Genomic DNA, 26,993 nt, shown 5'->3' on the forward strand with positions numbered 1-26,993 from the left:
GTGCCCCGTCCTGAGTCGACTTACGGAAGAACTGATGAAAATGCGAACAACCACCTCCATGATCGCGGCGGCCTCCGCCCTCACCCTCGCCCTCGGCCTGTCCGCCTGCGGCTCCAGCGGTCCGGCTGACCCCGCCGCGGATTCCGGTTCCCCGACGATGTGGGCCCTGACCGGGAGCAGCGAGAACATCTTCCGCTCGTCGGTCGAGGACTGGAACAAGGCGAACGCGGACGACAAGATCAACCAGGAGTTCTTTGCCAACGACGCCTACAAGACCAAGGTGCGCACTGCGGTCGGAGCAGGCGAGGGGCCCACGTTCATCTACGGCTGGGGCGGCGGCGTGCTCAAGTCCTATGTCGACGCCGGGCACGTGAGCGACCTCGATCAGTTCCTCGCCGACAACCCCGAGGTGAAGGACCGCTACATCCCCTCCGTCCTCGAGAACGGCGTGATCGACGGCAAGACCTACGCACTGCCCAACAACAACATGCAGCCGGTCGTCCTCTATTACAACAAGCAGGTCTTCGAGGACCTCGGCGTCGAACCTCCCGAGACGTGGGAGGACCTGATGGACCTGGTCCCCACGTTCAACGAGGCGGGAATCGCGCCCTTCGCCCTGGCCGGCCAGTCCAAGTGGCCGAACCTGATGTGGCTGTCCTACCTCGTGGACCGCATCGGCGGGCCGGAGGTCTTCCAGGCGATCCTGGACGGGGAAGAGGACGCCTGGTCCGATCCCGCCGTGATCGAGGCCCTCACCAAGATCCAGGAACTGGTCGACGCCGGCGGGTTCATCAACGGCTTCTCCTCGATCGCGGCCGACGCCGGCGCGGACAGTGCCCTCCTGTACACCGACAAGGCAGCGATGATGCTCCACGGCGGCTGGGTGTACCAGAACCTGAAGAACGACGCCCCGGAGTTCGTCGAGTCGGGCGAAGTCGGCTTCACCACCTTCCCCGCGGTCGAAGGCGGTGCGGGTGATCCCGCGAACGTCGTCGGCAACCCGGCGAACATGTGGTCCCTCTCCTCGACGGCCTCGGACCAGCAGAAGGAATCCGCGCTGAACTACCTCAAGGACGGCCTGTTCAGCGAGGAGTACACGCAGGCCATGATCGACTCCGGAGCGGTTCCCGCCGTCAACGGCATCGAGGACCAGCTCGCAGCCTCGGACGACAAGGACTTCGTCGAGTTCGTCTACGGTCTCGCGCAGGACGCGCCGAGCTTCCAGCTCTCCTGGGACCAGGCACTCAGCCCCGCCCAGGGAGACGCCATGCTCGCGAACCTGGACCAGATCTTCATCGGCGAGATCACCCCTGAGCAGTTCGCCGAGAACATGAACGCAACGCTGGGCAAATGAGCACGCTGCTGAAGCCCAGACCCGCGATGAAGGTGCGGGGTGCGCGGGCCGAAGGGCCCTCGGCCTGGATGGTCGTCCCGGCGCTGGTCTTCTTCCTGACCTTCGCCGTCGTACCGCTGCTCGGCGTGCTGTTCCTGAGCTTCACCAACTGGAACGGTCTGGGTGCCATCACCTGGGCCGGCCTGGAGAGCTGGCGGACGGCCCTTACGGACTCGGTGACGATGAATGCCCTGATCGTCACGCTGAAGATCATGGTCTACTCTCTCGTGGTGCAGGTGCCGATCAGCCTCCTCCTGGGAGTCTTCACGGCGGGTAACCAGCGCTACCGGGCCCTGCTGGCCGTCCTCTACTTCGTCCCACTCCTGCTCTCCTCGGCGGCAGTGGCCATCGCGTTCAAGGCACTCCTGGATCCGAACTTCGGCATGGGGCCGGGCCTCGGTATCCCGGTGCTCGCCCAGAACTGGCTCGGCAGCGCCGACCTGGTGCTGTTCGTGGTCATCTTCGTCATCGCCTGGCAGTTCGTCCCCTTCCACACGCTCATCTACCAGGGTGGCGTGCGGCAGATCCCGGCGTCCTTCTACGAGGCGGCCCAGATCGACGGCGCCGGGCGGATCCAGCAGTTCTTCCACATCACCCTGCCCCAGCTGAAATACACCATCATCACCTCGTCCACCCTCATGGTCCTGGGATCGCTGGCGTATTTCGACCTGATCTTCGTCCTCACCGCCGGCGGTCCGGGGTATGCCACCCGGCTCCTCCCGCTGCACATGTACCTCACCGGATTCCGGGCCAATGACATGGGAGCCGCGAGCGCCCTCGGCGTGATCCTCGTGGTGATCGGCCTGGGCCTAGCCCTCGTGCTGCAGCGGCTCGGCGGCAACAGCCGCAGCTCGAGCCAGCTGGAAGGAGCGTAACCATGGCACTGGCAACCGACACGGCGCAGGGCGCCGCAGCGCATACCAAGGAGCGGGCACAGCGGAAGCGGCTCGGCAGGAGTGCGCCCAACGTCCTGGGCGGGCTCGGGGGGTGGGTATGGCTCGCCCTGATCATCCTGCCCGTGTACTACGTGATCATCACGAGCCTGAAGAACCAGGCCGGGTTCTTCGGTTCCAACCCGCTCGCTCCGCCCACGGAGCCCACCCTGACCAACTACCGGACGGTGCTCGAGGCGGACTTCGTCCGGTACTTCGTCAACAGCGTGGTGGTGACCCTGGGCAGTGTCATCCCGGCGGTGATCGTCTCCTTCATGGCGGCGTATGCGGTGGTGAGGGGGAGCGGGCGCATCATCGGTTCCGCGCACACGCTGTTCCTCATGGGGCTCGCCATCCCGCTGCAGGCGACCATCATCCCGATCTACTTCATGATCACCAAGGCGCAGCTCTACGACACCCTGCTCGCGCTGATCCTGCCGTCGATCGCCTTCGCCATCCCCATCTCGGTGCTGATCCTGTCGAACTTCCTCCGGGACGTCCCGCGGGAGCTCTTCGAATCGATGCGGCTCGACGGCTGCTCCGAGTTCACCATGATGTGGCGCCTCGCCCTGCCGCTGGTACGCCCTGCGGTGGTCACGATCGCCATCTACAACGCACTGCACGTCTGGAACGGCTTCCTCTTCCCGCTGATCCTCACGCAGAGCCCCGACAAGCGGGTCCTCCCGCTCTCGCTCTGGGCGTTCCAGGACGAGTTCAGCGTGAACATCCCGGCGGTCCTCGCCGCCGTCGTGCTCTCCACCCTCCCGCTGGTGGTCCTCTACGCGCTGGCTCGCCGCCAGCTCGTCAGCGGACTGACCGCCGGGTTCAACAAATAGACCGAAAGGGGACTCCAGCCTGATGACTCCTACGCAACAGCCCGCACTGCGGGTCGGGATGGTCGGCTACGCCTTCATGGGTGCGATGCACTCGCACGCCTGGCGCACCGCGCCGCGCTTCTTCGACCTCCCGCTCCACCCCGAACTCGCCGTCCTGGCCGGGCGTGACCCGGCGGCCGTCAAGACCGCAGCCGAGAAGATGGGCTGGCGGGACACCGAGACGGACTGGCGGGCCCTGATCGAGCGCGACGACGTCGACCTGATCGACATCTGCACCCCCGGGGACACGCACGCCGAGATCGCCATCGCGGCACTCGAGGCCGGCAAGCACGTGCTCTGCGAGAAGCCGCTCGCCAATTCGGTCGAGGAGGCGGAGCGCATGACCGAGGCAGCCCGGGCCGCCGAGGCACGAGGGGTCTTCGCCATGTGCGGGTTCTCCTACCGCCGCACACCCGCCCTGACCCTCGCCCGGCGGCTCGTCGAGCAGGGCAGGATCGGGACGATCCGCCACGTCAGGGCGCAGTACCTCCAGGACTGGCTGTCGGACGAGACCGCACCGATGACCTGGCGCCTGGACAGGAGCAAGTCGGGATCGGGTGCGCTCGGGGACATCGGCGCGCACAGCATCGATGCGGCCCAGTACGTGACCGGGCTGCCGATCCAGGGGGTCTCCGCCCTCCTCACCACCTTCGTGCACGAACGCCCCCTCGGAGGAACCCTGGTGGGCCTCGGTGGCCAGGGTTCCAGCGACGGTGGGACGGGGACGGTGACGGTGGATGACGCCGCGATCTTCAGTGCGCGTTTCGAGGGAGGAGCGGTCGGTGTCTTCGAGGCCACCCGCTTCGCGCTCGGCAGGAAGAACTCCATGCGCCTGGAGGTGAACGGCACCCTCGGTTCGCTCGCCTTCGACTTCGAGCACATGAACTCCCTCGAGTTCTACGATGGCTCGCAGCCCTCGGAGACGGCGGGATTCAGCACCATCAACGTCACCGAGCCGGTGCACCCCTATACCGGCAACTGGTGGCCCGCGGGTCACGGCCTCGGGTACGAGCACGGCTTCACGCACCAGGTCGTGGACCTGGTGCAGGCCATCGCGGACGGCACCACGCCGTCACCGTCCTTCGATGAAGCGCTGCGCGTCCAGAAGGTCCTGCACGCCGTCGAGCAGAGCGCCGCCGCCGATTCGGGGTGGCAGCATGTCTGAGCCGCAGCAGGCCGGAGGTCCAGCACCCCGGCCGGTGACCCTGTTCACCGGCCAGTGGGCCGACCTGCCGTTCGAGGAGGTCGCCCGGATGGCCGGGAACTGGGGTTTCGACGGCCTCGAGATCGCCTGCTGGGGGGACCACCTGGACCCGGTACGGGCCGCCCACGACGACGACTACGTGCGGAACAGGCTCGAGATCCTCGAGCGGAACAACCTCTCCGTCCACGCGATCGCCAACCACCTCACCGGGCAGGCGGTCTGCGACGATCCGATCGACGAGCGCCACCAGGCCATCCTGTCGACCGACGTCTGGGGTGATGGCGAGGCCGAGGGGGTGCGGCAGCGGGCGGCCGACGTCCTGAAGGACACCGCCCGGGCAGCTGCACGTCTGGGCGCGACGACGGTGACCGGTTTCAGCGGGTCGTCGATCTGGAAGTGCGTGGCGATGTTCCCGCCGGCACCGGAATCGATGATCTCCCGGGGGTACGAGGACTTCGCCGCGCGGTGGAATCCCATCATGGACGTGTTCGACGCCGAGGGCGTGCGGTTCGCCCTCGAGGTGCATCCGTCGGAGATCGCCTACGACTACTGGACCACGCAGCGCACCCTGGAGGTCATGAGCGACCGCCCCGGGTTCGGGCTCAACTTCGACCCCTCGCACTTCATCTGGCAGGACCTCGATCCGGTGATGTTCCTGCAGGACTTCGCACCACACATCTTCCACGTCCACGTGAAGGAATCCGTCCGGCAGCTGAACGGACGCAACGGACGGCTGGGGTCGCACCTGCCGTGGGGCGACCCGCGGAGGGGCTGGGACTTCGTCACGGCCGGTCACGGGGACGTCCCCTGGGAGCCCGTCTTCCGGATGCTCAACTCCATCCGTTACGACGGACCCACGAGCATCGAATGGGAGGATGCCGGCATGGACCGCCTGGTCGGCGCTCCGCGGGCCCTGCGGCTCGTGCGGGACCTCGCCGGGATCGCACCCCCGGCTGCCGCCTTCGACGCCGCTTTCTCAGCCCCCGCGAACAACGCCGACAGCCCCATGAAGGAGATCCATGAGTAACAGAAAAGCCCTCGTCGTCCGCGGCGGGTGGGACGGCCATCAGCCCATCGAAGCCACGGACCGGTTCATCCCGTTCCTGCGGGACAACGGGTTCGAGGTCCGGATCGAGGAGTCGCCGAAGATCTACGCGGATGCGGACTACATGTCCACGGTGGACCTGATCCTGCAGTGCAACACGATGAACACCATCGAGAAGGACGAGTTCGCCGGACTGCGGGCGGCCGTCGAGGCGGGGACCGGACTCGCGGGCTGGCACGGCGGCATCGCCGATTCGTACCGCAACGAGTCCGACTACCTCCACCTCATCGGGGGGCAGTTCGCGTGCCATCCGGGCAAGCACCCGGACGAGAGGATCGGCGAGCAGTCCGACAACTACGTGCCGTACCGGGTCACCATGCTGCCGGCCGCGGCGGATCATCCGATCACCGCCGGGATCGGTGATTTCGACCTCGTCACGGAACAGTACTGGGTGCTCGCGGACGACTACATCGACGTCCTGGCGACCACGACCCAGGCGGTCCGCGCGTGGGATCCCTGGCACCGCCCGGTCACCTCGCCCGCCATCTGGACACGGCAGTGGGGGAGCGGCCGGATCTTCGTCTCCACTCCGGGACACCGCGTCGAGATCCTCGACGATCCGAACGTACGCACCATCATCGAAAGGGGTTTGCTGTGGGCGAGCCGTTGAACGTCGGAATCATCGGCTGCGGAGCGATCGTGGCCCAGTACCTGAAGACCCTGCCGTCGCTGGATTCGGTGAACCTGAGGGCAGTCGCCGACCTCGACCTGAGCCGGGCCCAAGCCGTGGCTGACTCGCAGGAGGGCGTGCGGGCACTGACCGTGGACGAACTGCTGGCCGATCCCGGGATCGACACCGTCCTGAACCTCACGATTCCTGCCGCCCATGCCGAGGTGGCCTCCCGCGCCATCGCCGCCGGCAAGAACGTCTACGGGGAGAAACCACTGGCAGCGAACACGACCGAGGCCCGGGAGGTACTCGCCCTCGCGGCGTCCGCCGGAGTCCGGGTGGGCTGTGCTCCTGACACCATGCTCGGGACGGGCATCCAGACGGCACGCCACGCCATCGACGACGGCCTGATCGGCCGTCCCATCTCGGCCACCGCGACGATGGTCACGCCCGGTCACGAACGCTGGCACCCCAACCCGGACTTCTACTACGTTCCCGGTGGCGGCCCCCTGCTGGACATGGGCCCGTACTACGTCACCGCGCTGGTCACCCTGCTGGGGCCGGTCACGTCCGTCATCGGTGCGGCCAGCCACACGCGGAAGGAACGGACCATCGGATCCGGTCCGCGCGCCGGCGAGGCCGTACCCGTCTCCATCGACACGCACGTCACGGGGGTGCTGGTCCACGAGTCCGGTGCCCTCTCCACCCTGGTCATGAGTTTCGACGCCGTGCAGACGCGGTCCTCCAACATCGAGATCCACGGCGAACTGGCGAGCCTGACGGTCCCTGACCCGAACTACTTCGACGGCGAGGTGTCGATCTGCACCCTTCCGAATCGGGAGGTCGGGTGGGAAGTCCTGCCTGCGAGCGCCGGTTATATCGGGGCGGGCCGCGGTTACGGGCTCGCGGACATGGCCCTCACTCCCGCCGGAGAGCAGCATCGGGCCAACGGTGACCTCGCCTACCACGTCCTCGATGTCATGGAGTCGCTCCTGCAGTCGACGGTCGGCGGGATCTCCATCCCGGTGCGGAGCACGGCCGAACGCCCCAGGGAGGTCCCCCTCACGACGCTCTCCGACCTGGCATCATCCGTGCTCCGGTAGCGCACGTGGCGCAGTACTTGTCGCAGTTGCAGGCCTTCGCGTGCACCCCGGGTCCGGTGGTGCACGAGGAAGCATGACACGGAGGTGAATCCGTCCTCCTGGTGTCGCGACGGGGCCTTTGCGTACTCGCGGCGGTCTGGCTCGGTTGCGCCGGCAGTCTCTTCCTGGGCGATCTGACCAGGAAGAGGTGCGTTGCACGCGTCCTGGGATGAGCAGGCAGTCGTCCAACAGGCCGTCGGACGATTGCGTGGAGCCACGCCGTCCTTCTCATGAAGAACTCGTGCCCGTGAGACACGTGACTGGTACGTCGCGGCCCTTCGCCCTCCCTTGTCCTGACAAGGGAGGGCCTGTGCGCCGCAGATCCCAACTGTCACGTCATGTGGTGGGTACTGTTCCACCGTCGATCATGTATTCGGCGCCGAGGATCGACGAGGCTCGATCAGACACCAGGAACCCTACGAGGTCGCAACTCTTCCTGAGATCGGTGGGTCCTGGTGGGTGGTTTCCTGGCTTACCGACCCTCTCCATGTCTCGCGGGGCAGCCGATAACCCTGTTGGATCGTCATCCGCTCCATGCGGAAGAAGGTTTCGAGCAGCCGGTGCTGACATGCGGTCCGCCTGGCAATGATCGAGATGGAGAAGGTCCTCCCGAACCCTCCTTCGGGGTGCGCAGCATCGACTGCCGCACCCCGAAGGTGCTTCGATCAGGCGGCGGCCTGTGCGCCATGCCGCGTTCGTCAGTGGGGTCGCACAGACCGTCATGTACATGGGTACCTGCGAGTCCCTGAGGAAAGCCGCGTCGTCGTCGTTGGTGTCGGGAGCGAACCCGGCCTTGAACTTATCGCGACTGATGTAGCCGTATCCGTTACAGGCCGACGGCGATGACGACGTCAGGAGTTTCGGCGAAGCCCTCGTACTGCTGCGCTGTGGTTTCCCCTGCGTCGGGTGCCGGTGCCGAGACGTCGACCAGGCCGAGGGGATCGCATGCCCGGCCGTTCCGTTGATCAGACCGGCCCGATCGCCAGCTTGGTGACGACGTCGTCTTCTATGGTGAAGGCGAAAGCGAACGTCAGAGGGCCTCCGGGAAACTCGCCGTCGACCGACCCCACAAGGCGGGTTCCCGCACATGAGATCGGAGTGATGACGATCCTGGGGTCGACCTGATGGACCTTGATCCATTCGCGGACCGCGGCCTCGGTGTCGTAGGTGGTTCCGTCATCGACAACGGTCGCGTTAGGTGCGAAGACGTCGAAAAGCACGTCGGCATCATGGGCGTTCGTGGCGGCCACGAACCTGTGGACGGCCTTGGGAAGGGTGATGTCAGCCATGGTGTTGTTCTCTTTCTTGACGGGGTGGACGCGACGCGCGCGCCGGTAGGGTTCGGGTCAGGGCATCGACCGCCTGAAGACTGCGACATCAGTGCAAGGGCAGCCTGAACATCCTCACAGGGGACAGGGATGCGTTTACGAGCACCCCGCTGCGTGATGGATCAACGTGGAACCACACTACCTAAGTACTGTCTCGTAGGACAGTACTTTTCCGAGGGTATCGCTGCGGAGCGGTGCCGCTAGAGTGCTGGGATGGCCGAGATGAATGACGAACGCGAGTCGGAGCGGCACCGATCCCGACCGCTGGTCGCAGGTGACTTCCCTTATCAGTCGAGACTCCTCGCTAACCTCAGTGCGCTGATCCTGCTGTGGGACTCTCCTGCCCTACAGGGACAGATACTCGCAAAGAGCGGTGAGTCGCTGGATCAGCCCTCCCACCAGACGCTTCGGCTTCTTCTGGCGTGGGGTTCGATGCGCCCTACCGCTCTCGCGGACGAGCTCGGCGTCGGAGCGTCATACGTCAGCAAGATCGTGGGTCGTCTGGAAGCTGACGGGCTGGTCCAGCGGTCGGCAGATTCGTCCGATCGCCGGGCCAGCCTGATCCGCCTGACCGAAGCGGGAGTGGAAGCCGCGCGAAGCGTTTATGCACTGGGGGACCGGATGATCTCTGAAGTGCTTGACGACTGGTCACCCTCCGACGTCCGCCGCTACACCGACCTGACGGAACGCTTCGTCAATGATGCAATCCGGTCAGCCGCTCAGATGCGCGAACGGGGGCTCCGCCCACCGGAGTAGTGCCAGAAGTGTCTGATCCTTGGTGTCTCGGCCCGTCGACGGACCGGGCCGAAACACTAGGGGCAACGAAGTGGTGGGCGAGGAGGTTGCGGTGGTCAGTGGTCCGCAGGGGCGTCGCCCGTGCTGGAGCGCACCGTCAGTGAGGTCGCCAGCTCGACGTGGGAGGAGGAGGGCCGGCGCCCCTCCTCCATGACGAGGATCGTCTGAACCGCCATTGCGCCCATGCCCTCGAGGTTCTGATGGACCGTCGTGAGCGGCGGCGTGGTCCATGCGGCCTGAGGGGTGTCGTCGAAACCGGTGACGCTGAGCCCTTCAGGTACCGGAATGCCCAGCTCGTGCGCCACGGTGAGCACACCCACCGCGATCTCGTCGTTGGCCGCCATGATCGCCGTGGGTGGGTGCGGGGACGTGAGCAGCCCGCGGGCGTGGGCGATCCCTGCGTCGACCGCGAAGGGCCCGGATCGGACGAGGGCGGGGTCGATCGTCAGGGCGGCGGAGTCGAGCGCGGCCTGGTAGCCGAGCCTCCGGTCGCGGGCAGCGTCGGACGCCTCGGGACCGCCGATCCAGGCGATGCGTTGGTGACCCAGGCCAATGAGGTGCTCGGTTGCGGTACGCGCGCCAGCCCAGTTGCTGGATCCCACGCTCACCATCCGATGATGCCGCGTGTCGACCGGGTCGACAACGATGAAGGGCAGGCTTGCGTCGCTCGCTGCGTCTATCAGTCCGTCGGGCTCGGAAAGTGTGAGGCCGATGATGCCGACGACACCGGACCTACGCTGCCTGGCGATCCAGTCCCGCGCCACCGCGCGATGCGTGCGCGAAGTGCGCTCAGGGGCAAGGCGGCTCAGAAGGTCGACGTCGGAATTGGTGGCTTCCGCCAATGCGCCTTGCAGGACGCCCATGATGTAGGGCGAGGCGGGTAGGTCGAAGACGACTGCAATCACGCGACGCGCAGCGACGGGCGCCGGAAGCGTCGTCGGCCGATACTCCAGCGCGGTGACCGCCGCAAGGACTCGCTCGCGGGTGCTGGGCGAGATGTCATTACGTCCGTTAAGCGCCTTGGAGACGGTCGCCTTCGAGACTCCGACGGCCGCGGCGACGTCCTCCAGGGTTGCTCGCCGCGGTGTGGCACCAGATGTCATGGAGTCGCTCCTTCGAAACTATTTCGGTTTTTAACAGCGCCGGATTCGGGTCAGTCAAGGAATTACGGCCCCTATTGACAGTCACTCCGGCGAAATCTAACCTGAACCTAACGATACACGTTGCGAAACAATTTCGCACAACGAAACGGCTCACGCCGTCCGTGACCAAGGGAGGTCTTCATGTCCGTCGAATCATCGGCAAGCGTATCGGTCGACGGACTTCCTCCCAGTGATTCTGTGCTCCGTCACGTCTGGAGCGAGTGCATCGGCGCAGGTCGAGCCAACGAGGCACTACGCGCGGATTGGCAGCGCCACTTCGCTGAAGCCGTCGACGTGCTTGGTGCGCGCTACGTGCGGTTCCATGGCCTCTTCCATGACGACATGTTCGTGTACCGCGCGTCGAATGGTGGTGGTTTCGGTCCGCCCACGCCGCTCGCTGAACCGATCTACACCTTTGCCTATGTGGACAAGGTGTTCGACGCCATCCTTGACACTGGTGCTCGCCCGTTCGTCGAGCTCGGCTTCATGCCGCGTGAGCTTGCCACGGAGACAGAGACACTCTTCTGGTGGAAGGCACACTGCAGCCCTCCGAAGGACATGAATGCCTGGGTCGCCCTTGTCACCGCGACCATCGAGCACTGGATTGAGCGTTACGGAATCGACGAGGTGCGCACCTGGCCGATTGAGGTATGGAACGAGCCGAACCTCGTGCCCCACTTCTGGACAGGCACCAGGACGGAGTACTTCCAGCTTTATGAGGCGACAGCCAAGGCCATCAAGGCTATTGATTCCGGTCTTCGCGTCGGCGGCCCCTCATCGTCGGTCTTCGTGGCAGACGCCCGCTATGACGGCGAGTATCACGACAGGTCCGTTGAGGCAGCCACGGCAGAAGCTCCCGATCCCGAACTCCTTCCGTGGAAACCGGTGTGGATCTATGAGTTCATCGCCTACTGCGCCGAACGCGACCTTCCCATCGACTTCCTCTCGACCCACCTGTATCCCACCGATTTCGCGTTCGACACTCAGGGTGTAGGTCGCCCCATCAGCCGACAACGCGATGCCACACGTAACGACCTTGTAGTCATGCGGCAGATTATCGCCGAGTCGCCCTATCCGGACGCCGAACTGCACATCACCGAGTGGTCCACGTCGCCGTCGAGTCGGGACCGGATGCACGACACCGTATTCGCCGCGACATACATCGCGCGTGTTTTCCTCCAGAGCCACGACCTCGCCGACTCCGTTTCCTACTGGACGTTCACGGACGTGTTCGAGGAGGGAGGCGGCGGCATCGGGCCGTTCCACGGCGGTTTCGGTTTCGTCAACGAACAGGGCATTCACAAGCCGACCTTCCACGCGATGGCGATGCTCAACCGTCTCGGCGACCGGATAGCGCTACAGACCGAGCACGGCATCATTACCCGCACGGCAGATGATGCCGTGGCCGCGGTGTTCTTCAACTATCCCGATTCCATGGCCACGAGGTCCGTGGGCGCTGCGGACTCCTACGAACAGACGCGGCATCTCACCGGGGAAGGTCCCGGCCGGCGCATTGTTCACACTGTCGCCGGGCTGCCCCCCGGCGATACGTATCAGCTGGAGATACTCGACCAGGACCACGGGGATGTCGTATCCGCATGGCACCGGATGGGGGAGCCGCTCAACCTGTCACGCCAGGACGTCACCGATCTCGCGTCGATCGCCGATGCTCTTGACCGTAGAACGCTCACCGTCGACACCGACGGCGTGCTCACGATCGACCTGTCGCTCGCACCCTGGGCCGTGATGTCGATCTTCAAAGCCACACCCTGATCCGATGAATCCCACATACGACGAAGTATCGAAAGGACCCGCATCATGACATTCCCGAAGAGATCTGTACGAGCGACCGCATTCGCCGCGCTGACGGCTCTCGCCCTCACGGCGTGCTCGGGAGGAGGCGGAGGTGCAGGCGGGGGTGGTGAGCAGGCGACCGAGGAGAACAAGCCCGAGCAGCTGACAGTCGCCGCCTGGATGGACTTCCCACCGGAACTGCTCGCCTCCTTCGAGGAGGAACACGGAATCAAGGTGGCCGTCGAGTCGTTCCCCGACGGTGAATCAGCTCAGACCGTACTACGTAATGGCCTCTCCTCGGGAGGGGCCGGATTGTCGGACGTCCACCTGATCGAACTCGACTGGTGGACAGAGATGATGGCGGCTCCAGAGGATTGGGTCGAGCTTCCCGAGGTCTCCGAGCGGTGGGTTGACTGGAAGGTCGAGCAAGGGTCAGTCGAGGGCGTCATGACCGGTTACGGCACCGACATCGGTCCACTTGGTATTGCGTTCAATCAAGACATGACCTCGGCTGCGGGTGTGGCTGCAGACCCTGAAGCGTTCGGTGAGTACATCGGTGGCGATGCCGCCACGTGGGAGTCGTACCTCGACGCCGGCCGTGAATACGTCGCGGCATCTGATAACTACTTCATCGACTCGCTCTCGAGCGCCTTCCAGGCTGCAATCAACCTCCTTCCCAACGCCTTCGAGGACCCGGAGTCGGGCAACCCGTACAACCTCGCAGACAACACCGAGGTCAAGGACCTGTTCATGACGTTCGCCGATGCGGCCGCAGACGGCGTATCTGCAGGAATTCCCATCGGTCACGCGGACTGGGGCGCGGGCTTCCAGAACCGTGAATGGGCCACGGTGGTCACCCCGGCCTGGATGACCGGCATCATCGCCGAGAATGCCGACGGCGTCGAGGGGTGGCGCGTCTCCAGCACCTTCCCCGACGGCGGCGGCAACTGGGGCGGATCGTTCTTCTCCGTCCCAGCAACAGGCGAGAACACCGGGTGGGCTGTCAAGCTCGCCGACCACCTCACAACATCCCAGGCGGCCGTGCAGTGGTTCCACGAGACCGGACAGTTCCCCTCCCAGCTCGAAGCCATCGAAAGCGCCGATATCGCCGAGACCGAGAATGAGTTCTACGGCAACCAGCGCGTCGGTGAGATCTATGGCGGCCTCGCCGCTTCGGCAGGTGATTCTGCGGCCGGTGGCTTCCGAGGCGAGAACTTCGCCGGCATCCAGACACTGGTCACGAACGGCATCGCCCTCGTGGAATCCGGCAGCGCCACGCCGGAAGAGGCATGGCAGTCGGTCGTCGGCGAGTTCGAGGCACTCGGCTTCGACACCGCGGGATAGTCCGCCCGTATCGCGGTCCGGCCTCGGATTCCGGGGACCGGACCGCCGCGCGGCAGGCCACCACCTCGAATTCAGGAAAGGCTCGAGCCATGGCTACAAGTACAGCCACAGCTACAACTGGGACGGCCGCACCGCGCTCCCCGCGCCGCGTCGGCTGGGGGCAGAAGCTCTCGCGTTGGGACATCAAGGTCTCGCCCTACCTCTACATCTCACCGTTCTTTATCGTCTTCGCGATCTTCGGTGCGTTCCCACTAGCTTTCAACGTCGTCGTAGCGCTCCACGATTGGCACCGTCGCTCAGGAATGGGCGACTTCGTGGGTCTGGACAATTTCGCCTGGGTGCTGAGCCAGCCCCTGTTCTGGCGGTCGCTCGGGAACACGTTCTCGATCTTCCTTTGGGGTGGCATCCCACAGATCATCCTGGCGCTGCTGATTGCGTCGATCCTCGACCAGAATCTTCGCGCCCGCACGTTCTGGCGCATGAGCGTGCTGTTGCCCTTCGTTGTGATGCCGGTGGCCACCGCGATGATCTTCGGTCAGGTCTTCGGTCAGTTCGGCCTTCTTGTCCCGAACCTGCAGGAGCTCGGCATCTGGACCGAGTACAGCTCCCCGTTCTTCCAGGACCGCCTGCTGTCCCACATTGCTATCGGCTCGATGGTCGTTTTCCGTTGGACCGGGTACAACGCACTCATATTTCTCGCTGCCATGCAGGCGGTGCCGCGAGACCTCTACGAAGCCGCGACCGTGGATGGTGCCGGCCGCCTGCGACAGTTCTTTTCCGTGACCATTCCAAGCATCCGGCCAACGCTGGTCTTCGTCGTCCTGACCATGACGATCGGAGGCCTTGAAATCTTCGACGAGGCCCGCATGTTCGACGGCGGAGGCACGGGTGGCGGCGTCGGTGGTGCCGATAGCCAATGGACCACCGTAGTGCTGTACCTCTACAACCTCGGATTCGGCGAGTGGCAGGATCGGCTCGGTCAGGCCGCCGCGGTCGGCTGGATCTTCGCACTCATCATCCTGGTGCTCTCTTTGCTGAACATCGCCCTGACGGGCAGAGTCGCCTCGTCGAATGCCAGCGCCAGCCGGATGCCCAGATTCCTCCGCGCGGCGTCCACGGGACGCACAGTGCAGCCCGTAGACGCAGATCAATCAGTCGAAGGAGACCCGCGATGAATGCGGCATACATCGAGAACACGGCGGGCCGAGGCGCCGCCAGATATGCGAGGAAACGAACAGCACGCGGCGGGGCTGCCGCCAACCAGCCCTCGGCCCGCCGGCCGGGCTGGGTGACATACTCGTTTCTGATCGTTGCCTTCGTCCTATCAGCCTTCCCGCTCTATGCCGCGGCGATGTACGGCTCATCAACGACCACCGAAATCGCCAGGTCCGTTGGCACCCTGCCGACGTGGCTGCCGACGCTGACCCTCTTCGACAATTTCGCCCAGATTTTCTCGACCGAACAGTTCAACATCTGGGTCGCATTTGCGAACTCGCTGCTCGTCGCCATCTCGGTGAGCGCATCCACAGTGTTCTTCGCGACGCTCGCCGGCTTCACCTTCTCCAAATTGAGGTTCCGCGGTAGGCGGGTGCTCTACCTCGCCGTCATCGGCACCATGGTGATCCCGGCTCAGATCGGCACTATCCCCATGTTCATCATGATGAACGAGTTCGGCTGGATCGACTCGCTCCTCGCGCTGACCGTCCCCGGGCTCATCGGCGCGTTCGGCGTGTTCTGGATGACGCAGTACCTCCAGGAAGCCCTGCCCTTCGAGCTGATCGAAGCGGCGCGGGTCGATGGAGCATCGATGTTCCGGATCTTCTGGTCGATCGCGTTACCTGCAGCTCGTCCCGGAGCCGCAACGCTGGCCATGTTCACCTTCATCGGTTCATGGAACAGCTTCTTCTGGCCGTCGGTGGTGATGCGCTCACAGTTGACGATGCCGCTCGTCGTGCCTCAACTCCGAGGCGCCTTCACGTCCGACACGGGGTTGGTGATGGCGGGCGTGTTCCTCATCGCACTACCACTGCTTCTGGTCTTGGTCCTCGCGGGCAAACAACTCGTCGCCGGCGTCATGGAGGGTGCGGTTAAGGGCTGACCCGCACACCCGCGCACATCCTGTCGCGGGTATCCGGTTGTGGTGCTGCTGCAACCTCGAACCCGGCACGGAGTTCCGCCACGAATCCGCCATCACATATCGAGCCGAGCATCGGGTTCTCCGGAGTCCTGTCATGCTTCCACACAAGAACTCGGAGAACCTATGCGGCAGGTCCATCTGTCTCCAGACCCTCACTCCGTGGTCGGGCCCATCAATCGTCGGCTTCGTGGCAGCTTCGTCGAACACCTCGGCCGATCCGCCTATGACGGCATCGACGAACCAGGACACGCGACGGCCAACGCGGAAGGCTTCCGGCAGGACGGTCATGGAACTCGTCAGCGAACTCGCCGTCCCGATTTGGCCTGGTACTCCGTCGAGAGCAACGCCGCCGGTTTGGACGAGTCCGCCCGATGCTCACATGTTCCTCCACGTTCTACCCGTTCCTGCCCCGCCATCGCCGTCGGGGTCTATCTGCCGAAGCTCCGCAGCCGCAGCGAGTTGGCGACCACGAGCACCGAGCTTGCGGCCATGGCTGCCCCGGCCAGCATCGGGTTGAGCAGGCCCAGCGCTGCGACGGGGATGCCCACGGCGTTGTAGAAGAAGGCCCAGAAGAGGTTGCCCTTGATGGTGCCCAGCGTACGGCGCGAGAGCTCGATGGCCTGGGCCACCTGTCCCAGGCTGTTGCCCATCACGGTGAGGTCGGCCGCCTCGATCGCGACATCGGTACCGGAGCCCATCGCGATTCCGAGGTCCGCCTGGGCGAGCGCCGCGGCGTCGTTGACGCCATCACCGGCCATGGCCACGGTTGCCCCTGCCGCCTGGAGTTCGCGGATGGCGTCGACCTTGCCCGCCGGCGTCACGCCTGCACGGACGTCCTCGGCGTCGATGCCCACCAGCATCGCCACCTGCAGGGCGACCGCCCGGTTGTCCCCCGTGAGCAGGACGGGCCGCAGTCCGAGCCGGCGCAGGCGCTCGATGGCGGCGGCGGATCCGTCCTTCACGGTGTCGGACAGCGTGATGAAGCCCGCGACGTCGTCGCCGACGGCGACCCACACCGCCGTCGTCCCCGCGTCCTGCGCCGAGCCGAAGGCTGCCGCCTGTCCTGCGGCGGGGTTGATTCCGTGCTGCTCCAGCCAGCCCGTCTGGCCTGCGGTGACGGTCACGCCGTCCACCTCGCCGCGCACACCGCCGCCGGGTGCGCTCGAGAAGTTCCCTGCTTCCGGCAGCCGGCCCTCGCCGGCCGCGCGCCGGGCGATGGCCTGCGCGATCGGGTGCTCGCTCGCCGCTTCGACGGCACCGGCGAGGCGGAGCAGCTCGGCGGCGGACACCTCGGACAGCGCGACGACGTCGTCCACGGCCATGGTGCCGGTGGTGACCGTGCCGGTCTTGTCCAGCACGATGGTGTCCACGGTGCGCGTGTCCTCGAGGACCTGGGGTCCGCGGATGAGGATACCGAGCTGCGCGCCGCGGCCGGTACCGGTCAGGAGCGCGGTCGGCGTGGCGAGGCCGAGGGCGCACGGGCAGGCGATCACCAGCACGGTCACGGACGCCGTGAACGCGGCGTCGAGGTCCCTGGTCAGGACGAGCCACAGGACGAACGTGAGGACCGCGAGGACCAGGACCACCGGCACGAAGACCGCGCTGATGCGGTCGGCGAGCCGGGCGATCCGCGCCTTCCCGCTCTGCGCCTGGCTCACCAGGCGGCCCATGGAGGACAGCACGGTGTCTGACCCGACACGCGTCGCCCGCACCACGAGCCGGCCCGAGGTATTGATCGTGGCGCCTGTGACGGCATCTCCCGGCGCCACTTCGACAGGGACGCTCTCGCCCGTCAGCAGGGCCGTGTCCACGGCGCTGGAACCGGCGACGACGACGCCGTCGGTCGCGATCTTCTCGCCCGGCCGCACCACGAATTCGTCGCCGGGGATCAGCGCGTCGGCGGGGAGCGTGACCTCGGTGCGCTCGCCGTCGACCGTGCGCAGCACGTGGGCTTCCTTCGCCCCGAGGCTCAGCAGCGATTTCAGGGCATTGCCGGCGCGCTGCTTCGCGGACGCCTCGAGGAAGCGGCCGAGCAGCAGGAACGTCACGACGACGGCGGCCACCTCGAAGTAGAGGGAGTGTGCGTCCATCTCCATTCCGGCCATGCCCGCGTGCCGGGTCAGGGCGGGATCAGCGACGAGCTGCCAGCCCGAGAAGAGGAACGCCGCGGTGACCCCGATGGAGACCAGCGTGTCCATGGTGGAGGACAGGTGGCGGGCGTTGATGGCCGCCGCGCGGTGGAACGGCCACGCCGACCACGTCACCACCGGCACGGACAGGGCGAAGACCACCCAGCCCCAGTTCGCGAACTGGAGGGCGGGCACCATCGAGATCAGCAGGACCGGCACGGACAGGACGGCTGCGAGGATCAGGCGCGCTCCGAGGAGCGACGGCGCCGCATCGTGGTCGTGGCCATCCAGGTCCGGGTGCTCGGGGTGCACCACGTGCGCGCCGTACCCGGTGGCGACGACGGTGTCGATGAGGTCCTGGTCGCTGACGGACGCGGGCGCCCTGACCACGGCGCTCTCGAGCGGCAGGTTGACGCTCGCCTCGACGCCGTCGAGCTTGCCGAGCTTGCGCTCGACGCGTCCCACACACGACGCGCACGTCATGCCCTGGATGGAGAGTTCGACGACGCGCTGCTCCTGCGCGGCGCCCTGTACCTGGATCTGCTGCGTGGCCATGTCAGGAACCGGCGTGCACCACGGTGTAGCCGGCTTCGGTGACGGCGCCGTCGATCGCGGCAGCATCCAGCGGTGCGGACGAGGAGATGGTGGCCGTGGACGTGCCGCCGTTCACGAGCTCGACGTCGACGGTCTCGACGCCGGGGAGTTCCGACAGTTCGCTCTTCACGGCACTGACGCAGTGGCCGCAGGTCATTCCGGTGATGTTGATGGTGGTGGTGCTCATGGTGTTCTCCTCGGTTGGTCGGATGGGTGGTGGGGGTTCGCTAGCGCAGGAGGCGGCCGATGGCCGCCGTGGCTTCCTGGACCTTCTCCTGCACGGCTTCGTCGCTGCCGGAGACCTGGGACTCCTGGGCGGCTCCGACGACACAGTGCGAGATGTGCTCCTCGAGCAGTCCCATGGAGACGGCATGGAGGGCCTTGTTGACGGCCGCGACCTGCGTGAGGATGTCGATGCAGTACTTGTCCTCCTCGACCATCCGGGCGATACCGCGCACCTGGCCCTCGATGCGGCGCAGCCGCTTGAGGTAGGCATCCTTGTCCGCGGTGTAGCCGTACGGTACGGCGCTCTCCGCGGTTGTCCTGGTAGTGGTCATGTCGTGGTTCCTCGCATGTCGTCCAGCATACCCTGCGGGGGTATAACCGGCCAGCCCTCGGCGCTATTCCCGGCCCGGATGCCGTCGGTGCGGCAGGTTGTGAGGGAACATCCAGCCGGATGCCGTACGTTGGCTAACCGGCACACCCTCAACCCAAGGACGTCCATGACCCTCTCGCTGTCGGGCTGGCAGAAGCGAGCCCTCCTGATCCTCGCGGGAATCGCGGTATTCGCTCTCTTCGCACTGGCGTTCACGGCCGGGCGCGTCTCGGCCGGGCCCTCCTACCCGGACAACACCAGTGCGGACGCGGGTTTCGCCCGCGACATGCAGGTGCATCACAACCAGGCGGTCGAGATGTCCATGATCGTGCGGGACAACACGAGCGATCAGACGCTCCGCTCCATCGCCTATGACATCGCCCTCACCCAGCAGCAGCAGGCAGGCCAGATGTATGCCTGGCTCGAGGAGTGGGGCCTGGCCCAGAGCAGTTCCCAGCCCCGCATGGAGTGGATGGCGGGGAGTTCGGGAGAGCACGGCGGGATGGACATGGACTCGGGGTCCGACGCCGCGTCGATGCTGACGCCCGACGGGCTCATGCCCGGCATGGCCACGGAGGCGCAGCTCGACGAACTGCGGGCTGCCCGCGGCGAGGATGCCGAGAGGCTCTACCTCACACTCATGATCAGCCACCACGAGGCGGGGGTGGACATGGCCAGGGCCGGTGCGGAAACAGCGGAGACGGAGCAGGTCCGCACCCTGGCCGCCAAGATCCAGTCGGGCCAGCAGGCCGAGATCACCCTCATGCAGAACATGCTCGACGCCCTGTAGTCCCGCCCGTCCGTGGTCTCCCCACAGGGTCGGTCCACGGAACTGCCGGGCCCCGCCGGTACATTGGTCTCCGGCGCTATCCCATCCCGCGGCGACCGCCGCAGCCACCCCCAGCACCGAAGGACACCTCGTTGAACAAGAAACGGTCTCAGGAAAACCAGGACCGCCAGGCGCGCCTGGCCGCCATCCAAGCCCAGCAGCGTGCGGGTGAGCGTAAGCGCAACGCCCTGATCTTCGGCGGTATCGGCGCAGTGATCCTCGCGGTCATCCTCGCGGTGACCCTGGTGATCGTGAACCAGGTGCAGGACAACCGGGAACGGGATGCTGCTGCCTCACAGCCCATCGACGGTGTCCAGGAGTACCCCGACGTCACGTTCAACCATGTCGAGAACGCCGTCCAGTACGAGCAGTCCCCTCCGGTCGGCGGAGACCACAGCCCCGTCTGGACCAACTGCGGCGTGTACACCGAGGCCATCCCGAACGAGAACTCGGTGCACTCGATGGAGCACGGTGCGGTCTGGATCACGTACGACCCGGAGATCGGCCAGACCGAGATCGACAAGCTGACCGAGCTCGTGGGAACGCGCTCCTACGTACTGCTCAGCCCGTTCCCCGGCCTCGACCAGCCCATTGCCGCCAGCGCCTGGGGCCTGCAGTTGAAGGTCGACTCCGCGGACGATCCCCGGCTGGCCACCTTCCTCGACAAGTACATCCAGGGTGAGCAGACCCGCGAGCCCGGGGCTGCCTGCTCCGGCGGAATCACTCCTGCAGGGCGCGCCTCCTAGTTGCTGCCAGGACGTGCCCCGACGGTGCGGCGGTCCCCAGCGACGCGCCGCGCCGTCGTCGTTCCCACTCCGCAACACCTGACCACCCTCCAACCGACTGTTGGCGCGAGAGCATCGATTCGGTAGCGTGGCACGACGGGTCGCCTCAACCGGCCCGACTCGACGCGATGGGATGGTAGACAGCTGTGACCGATGACCGGACTGTCGGAGAACTGTCCCTTCAGGGGATGCTGCAGGACATGGTGCTGGAAAGCTCCGACATCGCCGAGTTCCTCGACGGGCTGGCCAAGCTCGCCGCCGATGCGCTCTCCTCCGACGGCAGGGAAGTGATGTGCGGGGTCACCCTGCTGAGGCCCCGGGCCAAGGCGTCGGTGGCGAGCAGCAGCGAGCAGGCGAAGCTCATGGACGAGGTCCAGTACGAGTTCGATGACGGCCCCTGCATCCGGGCGGCCCGTGATGGGCAGGTCTACCACGTCCGTGACTTCCGGACGGAAACGCGCTTCGGCGACTACACCTCGGCGATCATCAACCACGGGATGCGTTCGGCGCTCGGAGTGCCGATCCCCCTCGACGGTCTCGCGGCAGCCGGACTCGATCTGTACTCACCGCAGCCCGACACGTTCGACGAGGCAGCCATCATCGCTGCCACGGACATGGCCCGCGAGGCGTCGAAGTCCCTGCGGATGGCTGTCCGGATCGCCCACCTCGCCGACACGGGGAAGCAACTCAAGGACGCTATGAACTCCCGCACCACGATCGACGTCGCTGCCGGCATCATCATGGGGCAGAACCGGTGCAGCCACGAGGCGGCCATGACCATCCTGAAGGCCGCCTCCAGCGGGCGGAACACGAAGCTCGCGGACATCGCGGCGGCCGTCGTCACGTCGATCGGCCAGCAGCTTCCCGAAACGCACTTCGAAGCCTGACCCACTCGTGCGCCCGATCCTGGCCGGCGTCGCCACGCCGGCCGTCGTCGTCGACGTCGTTGCCCTCGAGCGCAACATCGCCGCCATGGCGCTTCGGGCGCGGAAGCAGGGATTCGCCCTGCGGCCGCATGCCAAGACGCACAAGATGCCGCAGATCGGGCACCAGCAGATCGCTGCGGGTGCCGTGGGCCTGACGGTCGCGACGATCGGCGAGGCCGAGGTCTTCGCGGACAGCGGCATCCGCGACATCTTCATCGCCTATCCCCTGTGGGTCGACGATCGCGCGGCCCGAAGGCTGCTCGCCCTGACGGAGCTCGCGCGGGTGGCGGTGGGTGTGGACTCGGCCGAGGGCGCCCGCCGGCTCGCCCGGACACTCGGCTCCGCTGCCGCGAGGGTAGCGGTCCGCGTCGAGGTGGACTGCGGCCACCACCGCAGCGGAGTGCTGCCGTCGGAAGCGGTCGGGGTCGCGCAGGCCGCCGAGACCGCCGGCCTGGAGGTCGGCGGGATCTTCACGTTTCCCGGCCACAGCTACGGACCGGGGGCTGCCGGACCGGCGGCGGCGGACGAGGAGGCAGCCCTGGCTGCGGCCGCCGCCTCGCTGCGGACCGCCGGTTTCCTCGACCTCGCGGTCAGTGGAGGGTCGACGCCGTCGTCACTCCTGTCCGACGGCGGCACCCTGACCGAGCTGCGTCCGGGAGTCTACGTCTTCGGCGACGCACAGCAGTGGGAGCTCGGGCACTGCCGTCCCGAAGATATCGCGCTGACGGTCGAGAGTACGGTCGTGAGCCATCGACGCCCGGCGGCCAAGGGCCAGGACCACTTCATCGTCGACGCCGGCAGCAAGGTCCTGGGCAGCGATCGCGCCGCCTGGGCCACGGGATTCGGGCGGCTCCTCGACCACCCCGGGGCCCGCATCGTGGCCCTCTCCGAGCACCACGCCACCGTTCAGTGGCCCGCCGGGGAGGTTCTGCCCCCGCTGGGTACCCGGTTACGGGTGGTCCCGAACCATGCCTGCCTGGCCGTCAACCTCGTGGACGAGGTACAGGTGGTGCGCGACGGCGTCGTCGAGGAGTGCTGGGCCGTCGCGGCTCGGGGCCGGAACAGCTGAGGCGCCCCTCCTCCTGCTCCGGGGTGCTGCGGTATAGTCGCAGCTGTTCCAGATTTCAGCCATGGGTCGGTCGACGGCCGGTGACAGCAACGGTTCTCGGTGTGTCGGCCGGACATGTGCTGAAGCTGAAACACCCAGTCCATCGGCCGGCTCGAACGCCTGGTCCCGGCCCTAGAGTATCGGGCCCATCCGGCGCGCGTGAACGGGATGGGGCCGTGGCCAAGGGGGTCGGCGGTGTGGGCGCTGCATACTTCTCATCGGCGCCGGATGCTCGGCGCCCAGTGGTGGAGCGAGGAGTGGACAGCCCGATTCGGCATACTGCTGTTCGTTGGCGCAGCTTCGGCGGGCTACTTCTATAACCTCACCTTCGTGCAGTTGGGGCTGACTGACCTCGGTACACGCGTCGTCGGGCTCCGGGAGGACCGTGTTGCGCGCGTGATGGCCCTGCTGGCAGGGCTGACGCTGCTCGTGGCGCTGTGCGCGGGAATGGTGATGCACCTCCGCCGCTGGAGTGGGGTCTTCGTGATCAAGCTGCGGTTGCTGTCCGTCGTCGTGGTGCTGCAGACGGCGCTTACCGCCCTGGCTCCCGGGTTGCGCGATGAAGCTTCACTCGTGGGCTGGGTTGTGGCCGCCTCGGTGGTGCTGGGCTGTGGGGTGCCGTCCATGTTCGGGCTGACCTGCGACCTGGTTCCGGTTCGACATCGCGGTCCTGTCGCTGCCGTGGTGACTTCGGCGGCATTCCTGCCCGCAGCCGTCTTCTCGTCGGACTGGCGGATCGAGCAGTTCACCGCGCAGCTCCTGTGGCTGATGATCCCGGCTGCTGCAGGCCTCGCGCTCCTGGCATTCGCGCCCCTGCCGGTGACCGCGGAGCTCGCCCGGCAGCACCAGCTCCGCCGTTACGGAGCCGGACGGTTCGTGCGGGACCGCGTCGGGGGCACGGGATGGCCCGGCCGGAACTTCACCCTGGCCCTGGTGCTGATGTTCGGTGTGTATTTCGTGGACAGTCTCGGGTTCCTGCGCATCGTGGACACCCCCGTCTACATCGGCTCGGCCTGGCACTCGACGGATCCGCGCATCTTATGGGCCATCGGCCTCACCCACGTGCTCGCGGCCGCGGCCGCCGGTATCCTCTACCCGGCCTTGGGGCTGCGGGCCCTACTGGCCTGGATCTTCGGGCTGTTCGCCCTGGCCCAGGTCGGCTACGTCCTGCATGCGCTGACCACCCCGGAGCTGCCCGCGACCCTGGGCATGCCCCTGCTCTACGCGGTGGCGGTGAGTATCTACACCGTAGTGAACTTCGCACTCTGGGCGGATTTCTCGACGCCCGGGACCATCGCCCGCAACGCCGCACTGGGCGTGGGCGTCTCCGGATGGCTCGCGACCTTCCTCAGCACCTCTCTGTCGCTGGCATTGCGCTCCGGAGGCGTGCCGTTCGCCGAGCACCTGCGGCTGGTATCGGCGATCAGCATCGCCCTGTTGTGTGTCGTCCTGGTCCTGTTGGTCCTGCCCTCCGGCAACCGGCGGGCGACGCAGGAGGAGCGAGGATGACCGCGCGCGCCGCCCTGAGGTCGGGGGGATCGCTCCTCCTGGGGGTGATGATCGCGTGTGTGATCACCGGGTGTGGACCCCAGGACCAGACCGGACGCTACTCGTTCACCCTGTTCACGCAGGGCCGCCATGATCTCTCCGGGAACGAGTCCCTGGTCGGCGACACCGTAGTGGCCGGTGGGTCCATGACGCTCGGATCCGCTGCCGAGCATCATGGATCCATCACGATCCTCGACGGCGAGGCCCGCCTGGAAGGTACAATCACCGGCGACGTCCTCATCCTTGGAGGCACGGTGACCCTCGGGGAGACTGCTGTGGTCACCGGTGACGTCAGCGCTGCCGGCGGGGAGGTGATCCGGGAGCCGGGCGCAGTGGTGCAGGGACGGATCGTGGAGGAACGCACACCTGCGGGCATACTCGGTGGGGCCCCCACGCCCGCTTCCCCTGCCGAGCGTGCCCTGCGGGCTTCGGTTTCTGTCCTGGCTGCGGCTGCCCTCGCCTGGCTGCTCACCCGGCTGGTTCCACGCCCGGTCCGCCGCGTGGCCGCGGCCGCAGCCGGGTTCCCCCTGGTCAGCGGCGCCCTCGGCACGCTGGTGCTCATCACGGTCCTGCCCCTCGTCGTGGCAATGGCCTTCACCCTCTTCCTGATCCCGCTGGCGGCTGTCGTCCTCGTCCTGTCCGGGGTGACTCTTCTCTATGGGGCGGTCGGCCTGGGTCTGGTTCTGGGTGGACGCCTTGCACGGCGAACCGGCAGGCAATGGCCGGCCCCACGGGCAGCGGCACTAGGTGCGGCCCTGGTGGTTGCGTCCCTGCAACTTCTGGGGCTGGTGCCGGTTGTCGGTGTCCTCGCAGCGGCAGTGCTGGCCGTGGTGGCCACCGGAGCGGTGGTCCTCACCGGCTTCGGACTGCGCCGATACCTACCACCGGATGACAGCCTGGATGATCCTGAAGGCGGGGGCGGATGACCATGGCGAGGGGTATCTCCGGTTCGGGCTCCATGGTGATCTCTCGCCGTCCTGGACTGCGCCCATGGTGGTTCCTGGCCATCACCCTCGGATGGAGCTGGACGTTCTGGTGGCTCGCCGCATGGTCCGGCGGGACCTGGGATGATCCGGTGCCCTTCGTGCTCTTCGTCCTCGGCGGGAGCGGGCCGCTCCTGTCCGCGGCGCTGCTGCTGCGGGTAGCCGGCCGCGGGCAGACGGAACGCGACTTCTGGCGGCGCGTGTTCGATGTCCGCCGGGTCCGGCCGCACTGGTGGGTCCTTGTCGCGGTCGTGGCGCTCCTGCCCTCCGTCCTCGGACGGGCAGTCATGGGCGGTGAAGGCCCGTGGCTCGCGCCCGGAGCCGCGCTCGTGCTGGTCACCGCTGTCGTCGCCGGAGTCCTTGAGGAGCCGGGGTGGCGCGGGTACGCCCTGGATGCGCTCAGCGACCGGCACGGCGCACCGGCAGCAGCCGCGATCGTGGGCGCCGTGTGGGCGCTGTGGCACCTGCCGCTGTTCTTCCTCACCGGCTCTTACCAGCACGGACTGGGTCGGTGGTCGACGGGTTTCTGGTTGTTCATGGTGGTCCTTCTCGCGCTGTCCTTCGTGTACGGGGCGGTCTACTTCGCCACCGGGCGCAGCATCCTCGCGGTGGTCGTGCTCCACGCTGCGGCCAACGCGGCCGGAGAGCTCGTCTCCGTCCCGGGGCAACGGTTTGCCGAAGTGCTCGTGACTCTTGCCATGGCCGCCGTGGCGATCGTCGTGCTCACACGGCGGGTGCGGCGAGAGCCCACTCCGGTGGCGGGCAGGCCGGCCAGGTAGTCTCCGGCAGCTGCTGCCACCATGCTCGGAAGGACCGCCGGCGGCTCAGCCCCGGTCGACGGGCCAGCAGATCTCGGTCCGCCACTTCGTGGGATCCGGCTCGGCGTCCGGATCGGTGAGGTAGCTCTCCCACATCACGGATCCCGACCTCAGCCCGGCATCGATGAAGTAGCGGTCGAGCTGCGCATACGTGTCCGTCATCGTGTCGTACGGGCCGGTGTGGATGGCCTCGACGACGGTCCCGGCCGGCAGGGTCCCGGACACCACGTTCCCGGCGGGCACGATGGCCGCGGCGACGGGGAAGCCCGCTTCGACGTCGACGACGGCGCCCGGCCGGCCGTAGTACTTCCCGAAGGGGGCCCCGACGGGGCGCACGCCCTGGGCCTGCAGCACCGCCATGGTGTCCCGGTACGCACGGGAGAAGAACCCGGTCAGCTCGGTCATCGGCACCTGCTCCCGGACGCCCGCCGTGGGTTGCTCACCGTGCTCGATCATCTGGATGGTCGTCATGGACCAACGCTCGTCCCACCGGCGGTCGGCGCCCAGTGTCGAAGGTCCCGATCGGTCGGACTCTCGGGACTGCGAGGCCCCTCAGGGCGTCCAGCCAAGGAATGTGCCGCCGGCCCACATCACAACGAACCAGGTGGCCGCCGCCACCACCGGCACGAGAAGGAGCCAATACGACTGGCGTAGCGCGAGCTTCACGCCGACACGCGTGAGGATCAGCCACCAGACGAGGAACAACGCCACAGCCCACAGCGGGGCGAGGAGCCCGCTCGTCAGATAGAAGAACCCCGCCACGAGCTGCGCGACCGCGGCAATGACGGCAGCCACGACATACAGCACGAAGCCACCATCGTGCTTGCGAGCCAACTCGGGATAGCGCACCCCTTGAGTCTATTCGGGGCCAGGAACG

General features: G+C 66.8%; 26 protein-coding genes. 19 read left to right on the forward strand and 7 right to left on the reverse strand.

The features are described from left to right. Window positions 1-34 precede the first annotated feature (34 nt). From AC1MFI_RS05960 to AC1MFI_RS05990, 7 genes are read left to right on the forward strand one after another with little or no spacing between them, the layout of a single operon-like run. Window positions 35-1,354, forward strand: a complete 1,320-nt coding sequence (locus AC1MFI_RS05960; protein WP_479820196.1) for an extracellular solute-binding protein — start codon at window positions 35-37, stop codon at window positions 1,352-1,354. Beyond that, window positions 1,351-2,268: a carbohydrate ABC transporter permease gene (locus AC1MFI_RS05965; RefSeq protein WP_479820197.1), complete on the forward strand. Its 918-nt coding sequence runs from the start codon at window positions 1,351-1,353 to the stop codon at window positions 2,266-2,268. The genes AC1MFI_RS05960 and AC1MFI_RS05965 overlap by 4 nt, the downstream gene beginning before the upstream one ends. Before the next feature lie 2 nt (window positions 2,269-2,270). Then, window positions 2,271-3,161: a carbohydrate ABC transporter permease gene (locus tag AC1MFI_RS05970; RefSeq protein ID WP_479820198.1), complete on the forward strand. Its 891-nt coding sequence runs from the start codon at window positions 2,271-2,273 to the stop codon at window positions 3,159-3,161. Between the two features lie 22 nt (window positions 3,162-3,183). Then, a complete protein-coding gene (locus AC1MFI_RS05975) occupies window positions 3,184-4,365 on the forward strand; it encodes a Gfo/Idh/MocA family protein (RefSeq protein ID WP_479820199.1) in 1,182 nt (393 codons plus the stop codon). Continuing rightward, window positions 4,358-5,431, forward strand: coding sequence for a sugar phosphate isomerase/epimerase family protein (locus AC1MFI_RS05980; RefSeq protein WP_479820200.1), 1,074 nt, complete (start codon window positions 4,358-4,360; stop codon window positions 5,429-5,431). Before AC1MFI_RS05975 ends, AC1MFI_RS05980 begins: the two co-directional genes overlap by 8 nt. Next, window positions 5,424-6,119 (forward strand): ThuA domain-containing protein, encoded by a 696-nt coding sequence (locus tag AC1MFI_RS05985; RefSeq protein WP_479820201.1) that lies wholly within the window; start codon window positions 5,424-5,426, stop codon window positions 6,117-6,119. The genes AC1MFI_RS05980 and AC1MFI_RS05985 overlap by 8 nt, the downstream gene beginning before the upstream one ends. Next, complete coding sequence (locus AC1MFI_RS05990; protein ID WP_479820202.1) at window positions 6,104-7,222, forward strand: Gfo/Idh/MocA family protein; 1,119 nt, start codon at window positions 6,104-6,106, stop codon at window positions 7,220-7,222. The genes AC1MFI_RS05985 and AC1MFI_RS05990 overlap by 16 nt, the downstream gene beginning before the upstream one ends. A gap of 1,004 nt (window positions 7,223-8,226) precedes the next feature. Here the strand turns inward: AC1MFI_RS05990 and AC1MFI_RS05995 are convergent. After that, the gene (locus AC1MFI_RS05995; protein WP_479820203.1) at window positions 8,227-8,550 is read right to left on the reverse strand and encodes a nuclear transport factor 2 family protein; all 324 of its coding nucleotides are present in this window, start codon (window positions 8,548-8,550) and stop codon (window positions 8,227-8,229) included. A gap of 252 nt (window positions 8,551-8,802) precedes the next feature. Between AC1MFI_RS05995 and AC1MFI_RS06000 the strand changes: the two genes are divergently transcribed. Further along, on the forward strand, window positions 8,803-9,345 hold the full coding sequence (locus AC1MFI_RS06000; RefSeq protein ID WP_479820204.1) for a MarR family winged helix-turn-helix transcriptional regulator: 543 nt from the start codon (window positions 8,803-8,805) through the stop codon (window positions 9,343-9,345). A 95-nt stretch (window positions 9,346-9,440) separates the two neighbouring features. Here AC1MFI_RS06000 and AC1MFI_RS06005 read toward each other — a convergent pair whose 3' ends face one another. After that, on the reverse strand, window positions 9,441-10,487 hold the full coding sequence (locus tag AC1MFI_RS06005) for a LacI family DNA-binding transcriptional regulator (protein WP_479820205.1): 1,047 nt from the start codon (window positions 10,485-10,487) through the stop codon (window positions 9,441-9,443). Between the two features lie 180 nt (window positions 10,488-10,667). On the opposite strand from AC1MFI_RS06005, the gene AC1MFI_RS06010 reads away from it, so the two are divergent. The 4 genes from AC1MFI_RS06010 (at window position 10,668) to AC1MFI_RS06025 (ending at window position 15,762) form a co-directional block, all read left to right on the forward strand. Next, on the forward strand, window positions 10,668-12,299 hold the full coding sequence (locus tag AC1MFI_RS06010) for a GH39 family glycosyl hydrolase (protein ID WP_479820206.1): 1,632 nt from the start codon (window positions 10,668-10,670) through the stop codon (window positions 12,297-12,299). A 45-nt stretch (window positions 12,300-12,344) separates the two neighbouring features. Continuing rightward, complete coding sequence (locus tag AC1MFI_RS06015; RefSeq protein ID WP_479820207.1) at window positions 12,345-13,664, forward strand: extracellular solute-binding protein; 1,320 nt, start codon at window positions 12,345-12,347, stop codon at window positions 13,662-13,664. Between the two features lie 302 nt (window positions 13,665-13,966). Next, a complete protein-coding gene (locus tag AC1MFI_RS06020; RefSeq protein ID WP_479820208.1) occupies window positions 13,967-14,839 on the forward strand; it encodes a carbohydrate ABC transporter permease in 873 nt (290 codons plus the stop codon). After that, the gene (locus AC1MFI_RS06025) at window positions 14,836-15,762 is read left to right on the forward strand and encodes a carbohydrate ABC transporter permease (RefSeq protein WP_479820209.1); all 927 of its coding nucleotides are present in this window, start codon (window positions 14,836-14,838) and stop codon (window positions 15,760-15,762) included. The genes AC1MFI_RS06020 and AC1MFI_RS06025 overlap by 4 nt, the downstream gene beginning before the upstream one ends. A gap of 467 nt (window positions 15,763-16,229) precedes the next feature. Here AC1MFI_RS06025 and AC1MFI_RS06030 read toward each other — a convergent pair whose 3' ends face one another. The 3 genes from AC1MFI_RS06030 to AC1MFI_RS06040 are packed head-to-tail and all read right to left on the reverse strand — an operon-like array spanning window position 16,230 to window position 19,081. Continuing rightward, on the reverse strand, window positions 16,230-18,485 hold the full coding sequence (locus AC1MFI_RS06030) for a heavy metal translocating P-type ATPase (RefSeq protein WP_479820210.1): 2,256 nt from the start codon (window positions 18,483-18,485) through the stop codon (window positions 16,230-16,232). 1 nt (window position 18,486) lies between these two features. Then, window positions 18,487-18,711: a heavy-metal-associated domain-containing protein gene (locus AC1MFI_RS06035; RefSeq protein ID WP_479820211.1), complete on the reverse strand. Its 225-nt coding sequence runs from the start codon at window positions 18,709-18,711 to the stop codon at window positions 18,487-18,489. A 40-nt stretch (window positions 18,712-18,751) separates the two neighbouring features. Continuing rightward, the gene (locus AC1MFI_RS06040) at window positions 18,752-19,081 is read right to left on the reverse strand and encodes a metal-sensitive transcriptional regulator (RefSeq protein WP_479820212.1); all 330 of its coding nucleotides are present in this window, start codon (window positions 19,079-19,081) and stop codon (window positions 18,752-18,754) included. A 165-nt stretch (window positions 19,082-19,246) separates the two neighbouring features. On the opposite strand from AC1MFI_RS06040, the gene AC1MFI_RS06045 reads away from it, so the two are divergent. The 7 genes from AC1MFI_RS06045 (at window position 19,247) to AC1MFI_RS06075 (ending at window position 26,077) form a co-directional block, all read left to right on the forward strand. Beyond that, the gene (locus AC1MFI_RS06045; RefSeq protein WP_479820213.1) at window positions 19,247-19,909 is read left to right on the forward strand and encodes a DUF305 domain-containing protein; all 663 of its coding nucleotides are present in this window, start codon (window positions 19,247-19,249) and stop codon (window positions 19,907-19,909) included. 131 nt (window positions 19,910-20,040) lie between these two features. Next, window positions 20,041-20,694 (forward strand): DUF3105 domain-containing protein, encoded by a 654-nt coding sequence (locus tag AC1MFI_RS06050; RefSeq protein WP_479820214.1) that lies wholly within the window; start codon window positions 20,041-20,043, stop codon window positions 20,692-20,694. Between the two features lie 185 nt (window positions 20,695-20,879). Beyond that, the gene (locus AC1MFI_RS06055) at window positions 20,880-21,620 is read left to right on the forward strand and encodes an ANTAR domain-containing protein (protein ID WP_479820215.1); all 741 of its coding nucleotides are present in this window, start codon (window positions 20,880-20,882) and stop codon (window positions 21,618-21,620) included. 7 nt (window positions 21,621-21,627) lie between these two features. Next, entirely contained in the window at window positions 21,628-22,728 is a 1,101-nt protein-coding gene (locus AC1MFI_RS06060) for an alanine racemase (RefSeq protein ID WP_479820216.1), read from the forward strand. Window positions 22,729-22,995: 267 nt separating this feature from the next. Beyond that, entirely contained in the window at window positions 22,996-24,276 is a 1,281-nt protein-coding gene (locus tag AC1MFI_RS06065; protein WP_479820217.1) for a hypothetical protein, read from the forward strand. Next, a complete protein-coding gene (locus AC1MFI_RS06070) occupies window positions 24,273-25,241 on the forward strand; it encodes a bactofilin family protein (RefSeq protein ID WP_479820218.1) in 969 nt (322 codons plus the stop codon). The genes AC1MFI_RS06065 and AC1MFI_RS06070 overlap by 4 nt, the downstream gene beginning before the upstream one ends. After that, window positions 25,238-26,077 carry a CPBP family glutamic-type intramembrane protease gene (locus AC1MFI_RS06075; RefSeq protein WP_479820219.1) on the forward strand — a complete coding sequence of 280 codons (840 nt, stop codon included), beginning with the start codon at window positions 25,238-25,240 and terminating at the stop codon, window positions 26,075-26,077. Before AC1MFI_RS06070 ends, AC1MFI_RS06075 begins: the two co-directional genes overlap by 4 nt. 45 nt (window positions 26,078-26,122) lie before the next feature. On the opposite strand, the gene AC1MFI_RS06080 is transcribed toward AC1MFI_RS06075, so the two are convergent. Together AC1MFI_RS06080 and AC1MFI_RS06085 are read right to left on the reverse strand one after the other, a co-directional pair. After that, window positions 26,123-26,587 (reverse strand): GyrI-like domain-containing protein, encoded by a 465-nt coding sequence (locus tag AC1MFI_RS06080; protein WP_479820220.1) that lies wholly within the window; start codon window positions 26,585-26,587, stop codon window positions 26,123-26,125. A gap of 81 nt (window positions 26,588-26,668) precedes the next feature. After that, window positions 26,669-26,965, reverse strand: a complete 297-nt coding sequence (locus AC1MFI_RS06085; protein ID WP_479820221.1) for a hypothetical protein — start codon at window positions 26,963-26,965, stop codon at window positions 26,669-26,671. Between the last annotated feature and the right edge of the window lie 28 nt (window positions 26,966-26,993).

The organism is Arthrobacter sp. BC5, assembly GCF_056680255.1.

What these genes read in the sequence shown, in the direction of transcription:
- AC1MFI_RS06070 (WP_479820218.1), top strand. Translation starts at nt 24,273, where the DNA reads ATGACCGCGCGCGCCGCCCTGAGGTCGGGGGGATCGCTCCTCCTGGGG.
- AC1MFI_RS06000 (WP_479820204.1), top strand. Translation starts at nt 8,803, where the DNA reads ATGGCCGAGATGAATGACGAACGCGAGTCGGAGCGGCACCGATCCCGA.
- AC1MFI_RS06045 (WP_479820213.1), top strand. Translation starts at nt 19,247, where the DNA reads ATGACCCTCTCGCTGTCGGGCTGGCAGAAGCGAGCCCTCCTGATCCTC.
- AC1MFI_RS06040 (WP_479820212.1), bottom strand. Translation starts at nt 19,081, where the DNA reads ATGACCACTACCAGGACAACCGCGGAGAGCGCCGTACCGTACGGCTAC.
- AC1MFI_RS05965 (WP_479820197.1), top strand. Translation starts at nt 1,351, where the DNA reads ATGAGCACGCTGCTGAAGCCCAGACCCGCGATGAAGGTGCGGGGTGCG.
- AC1MFI_RS06020 (WP_479820208.1), top strand. Translation starts at nt 13,967, where the DNA reads ATGGGCGACTTCGTGGGTCTGGACAATTTCGCCTGGGTGCTGAGCCAG.
- AC1MFI_RS05970 (WP_479820198.1), top strand. Translation starts at nt 2,271, where the DNA reads ATGGCACTGGCAACCGACACGGCGCAGGGCGCCGCAGCGCATACCAAG.
- AC1MFI_RS06075 (WP_479820219.1), top strand. Translation starts at nt 25,238, where the DNA reads ATGACCATGGCGAGGGGTATCTCCGGTTCGGGCTCCATGGTGATCTCT.
- AC1MFI_RS05980 (WP_479820200.1), top strand. Translation starts at nt 4,358, where the DNA reads ATGTCTGAGCCGCAGCAGGCCGGAGGTCCAGCACCCCGGCCGGTGACC.
- AC1MFI_RS06030 (WP_479820210.1), bottom strand. Translation starts at nt 18,485, where the DNA reads ATGGCCACGCAGCAGATCCAGGTACAGGGCGCCGCGCAGGAGCAGCGC.
- AC1MFI_RS06035 (WP_479820211.1), bottom strand. Translation starts at nt 18,711, where the DNA reads ATGAGCACCACCACCATCAACATCACCGGAATGACCTGCGGCCACTGC.
- AC1MFI_RS06025 (WP_479820209.1), top strand. Translation starts at nt 14,836, where the DNA reads ATGAATGCGGCATACATCGAGAACACGGCGGGCCGAGGCGCCGCCAGA.
- AC1MFI_RS06080 (WP_479820220.1), bottom strand. Translation starts at nt 26,587, where the DNA reads ATGACGACCATCCAGATGATCGAGCACGGTGAGCAACCCACGGCGGGC.
- AC1MFI_RS06010 (WP_479820206.1), top strand. Translation starts at nt 10,668, where the DNA reads ATGTCCGTCGAATCATCGGCAAGCGTATCGGTCGACGGACTTCCTCCC.
- AC1MFI_RS06005 (WP_479820205.1), bottom strand. Translation starts at nt 10,487, where the DNA reads ATGACATCTGGTGCCACACCGCGGCGAGCAACCCTGGAGGACGTCGCC.
- AC1MFI_RS05995 (WP_479820203.1), bottom strand. Translation starts at nt 8,550, where the DNA reads ATGGCTGACATCACCCTTCCCAAGGCCGTCCACAGGTTCGTGGCCGCC.
- AC1MFI_RS06065 (WP_479820217.1), top strand. Translation starts at nt 22,996, where the DNA reads ATGCTCGGCGCCCAGTGGTGGAGCGAGGAGTGGACAGCCCGATTCGGC.
- AC1MFI_RS05985 (WP_479820201.1), top strand. Translation starts at nt 5,424, where the DNA reads ATGAGTAACAGAAAAGCCCTCGTCGTCCGCGGCGGGTGGGACGGCCAT.
- AC1MFI_RS05975 (WP_479820199.1), top strand. Translation starts at nt 3,184, where the DNA reads ATGACTCCTACGCAACAGCCCGCACTGCGGGTCGGGATGGTCGGCTAC.
- AC1MFI_RS06015 (WP_479820207.1), top strand. Translation starts at nt 12,345, where the DNA reads ATGACATTCCCGAAGAGATCTGTACGAGCGACCGCATTCGCCGCGCTG.
- AC1MFI_RS05960 (WP_479820196.1), top strand. Translation starts at nt 35, where the DNA reads ATGAAAATGCGAACAACCACCTCCATGATCGCGGCGGCCTCCGCCCTC.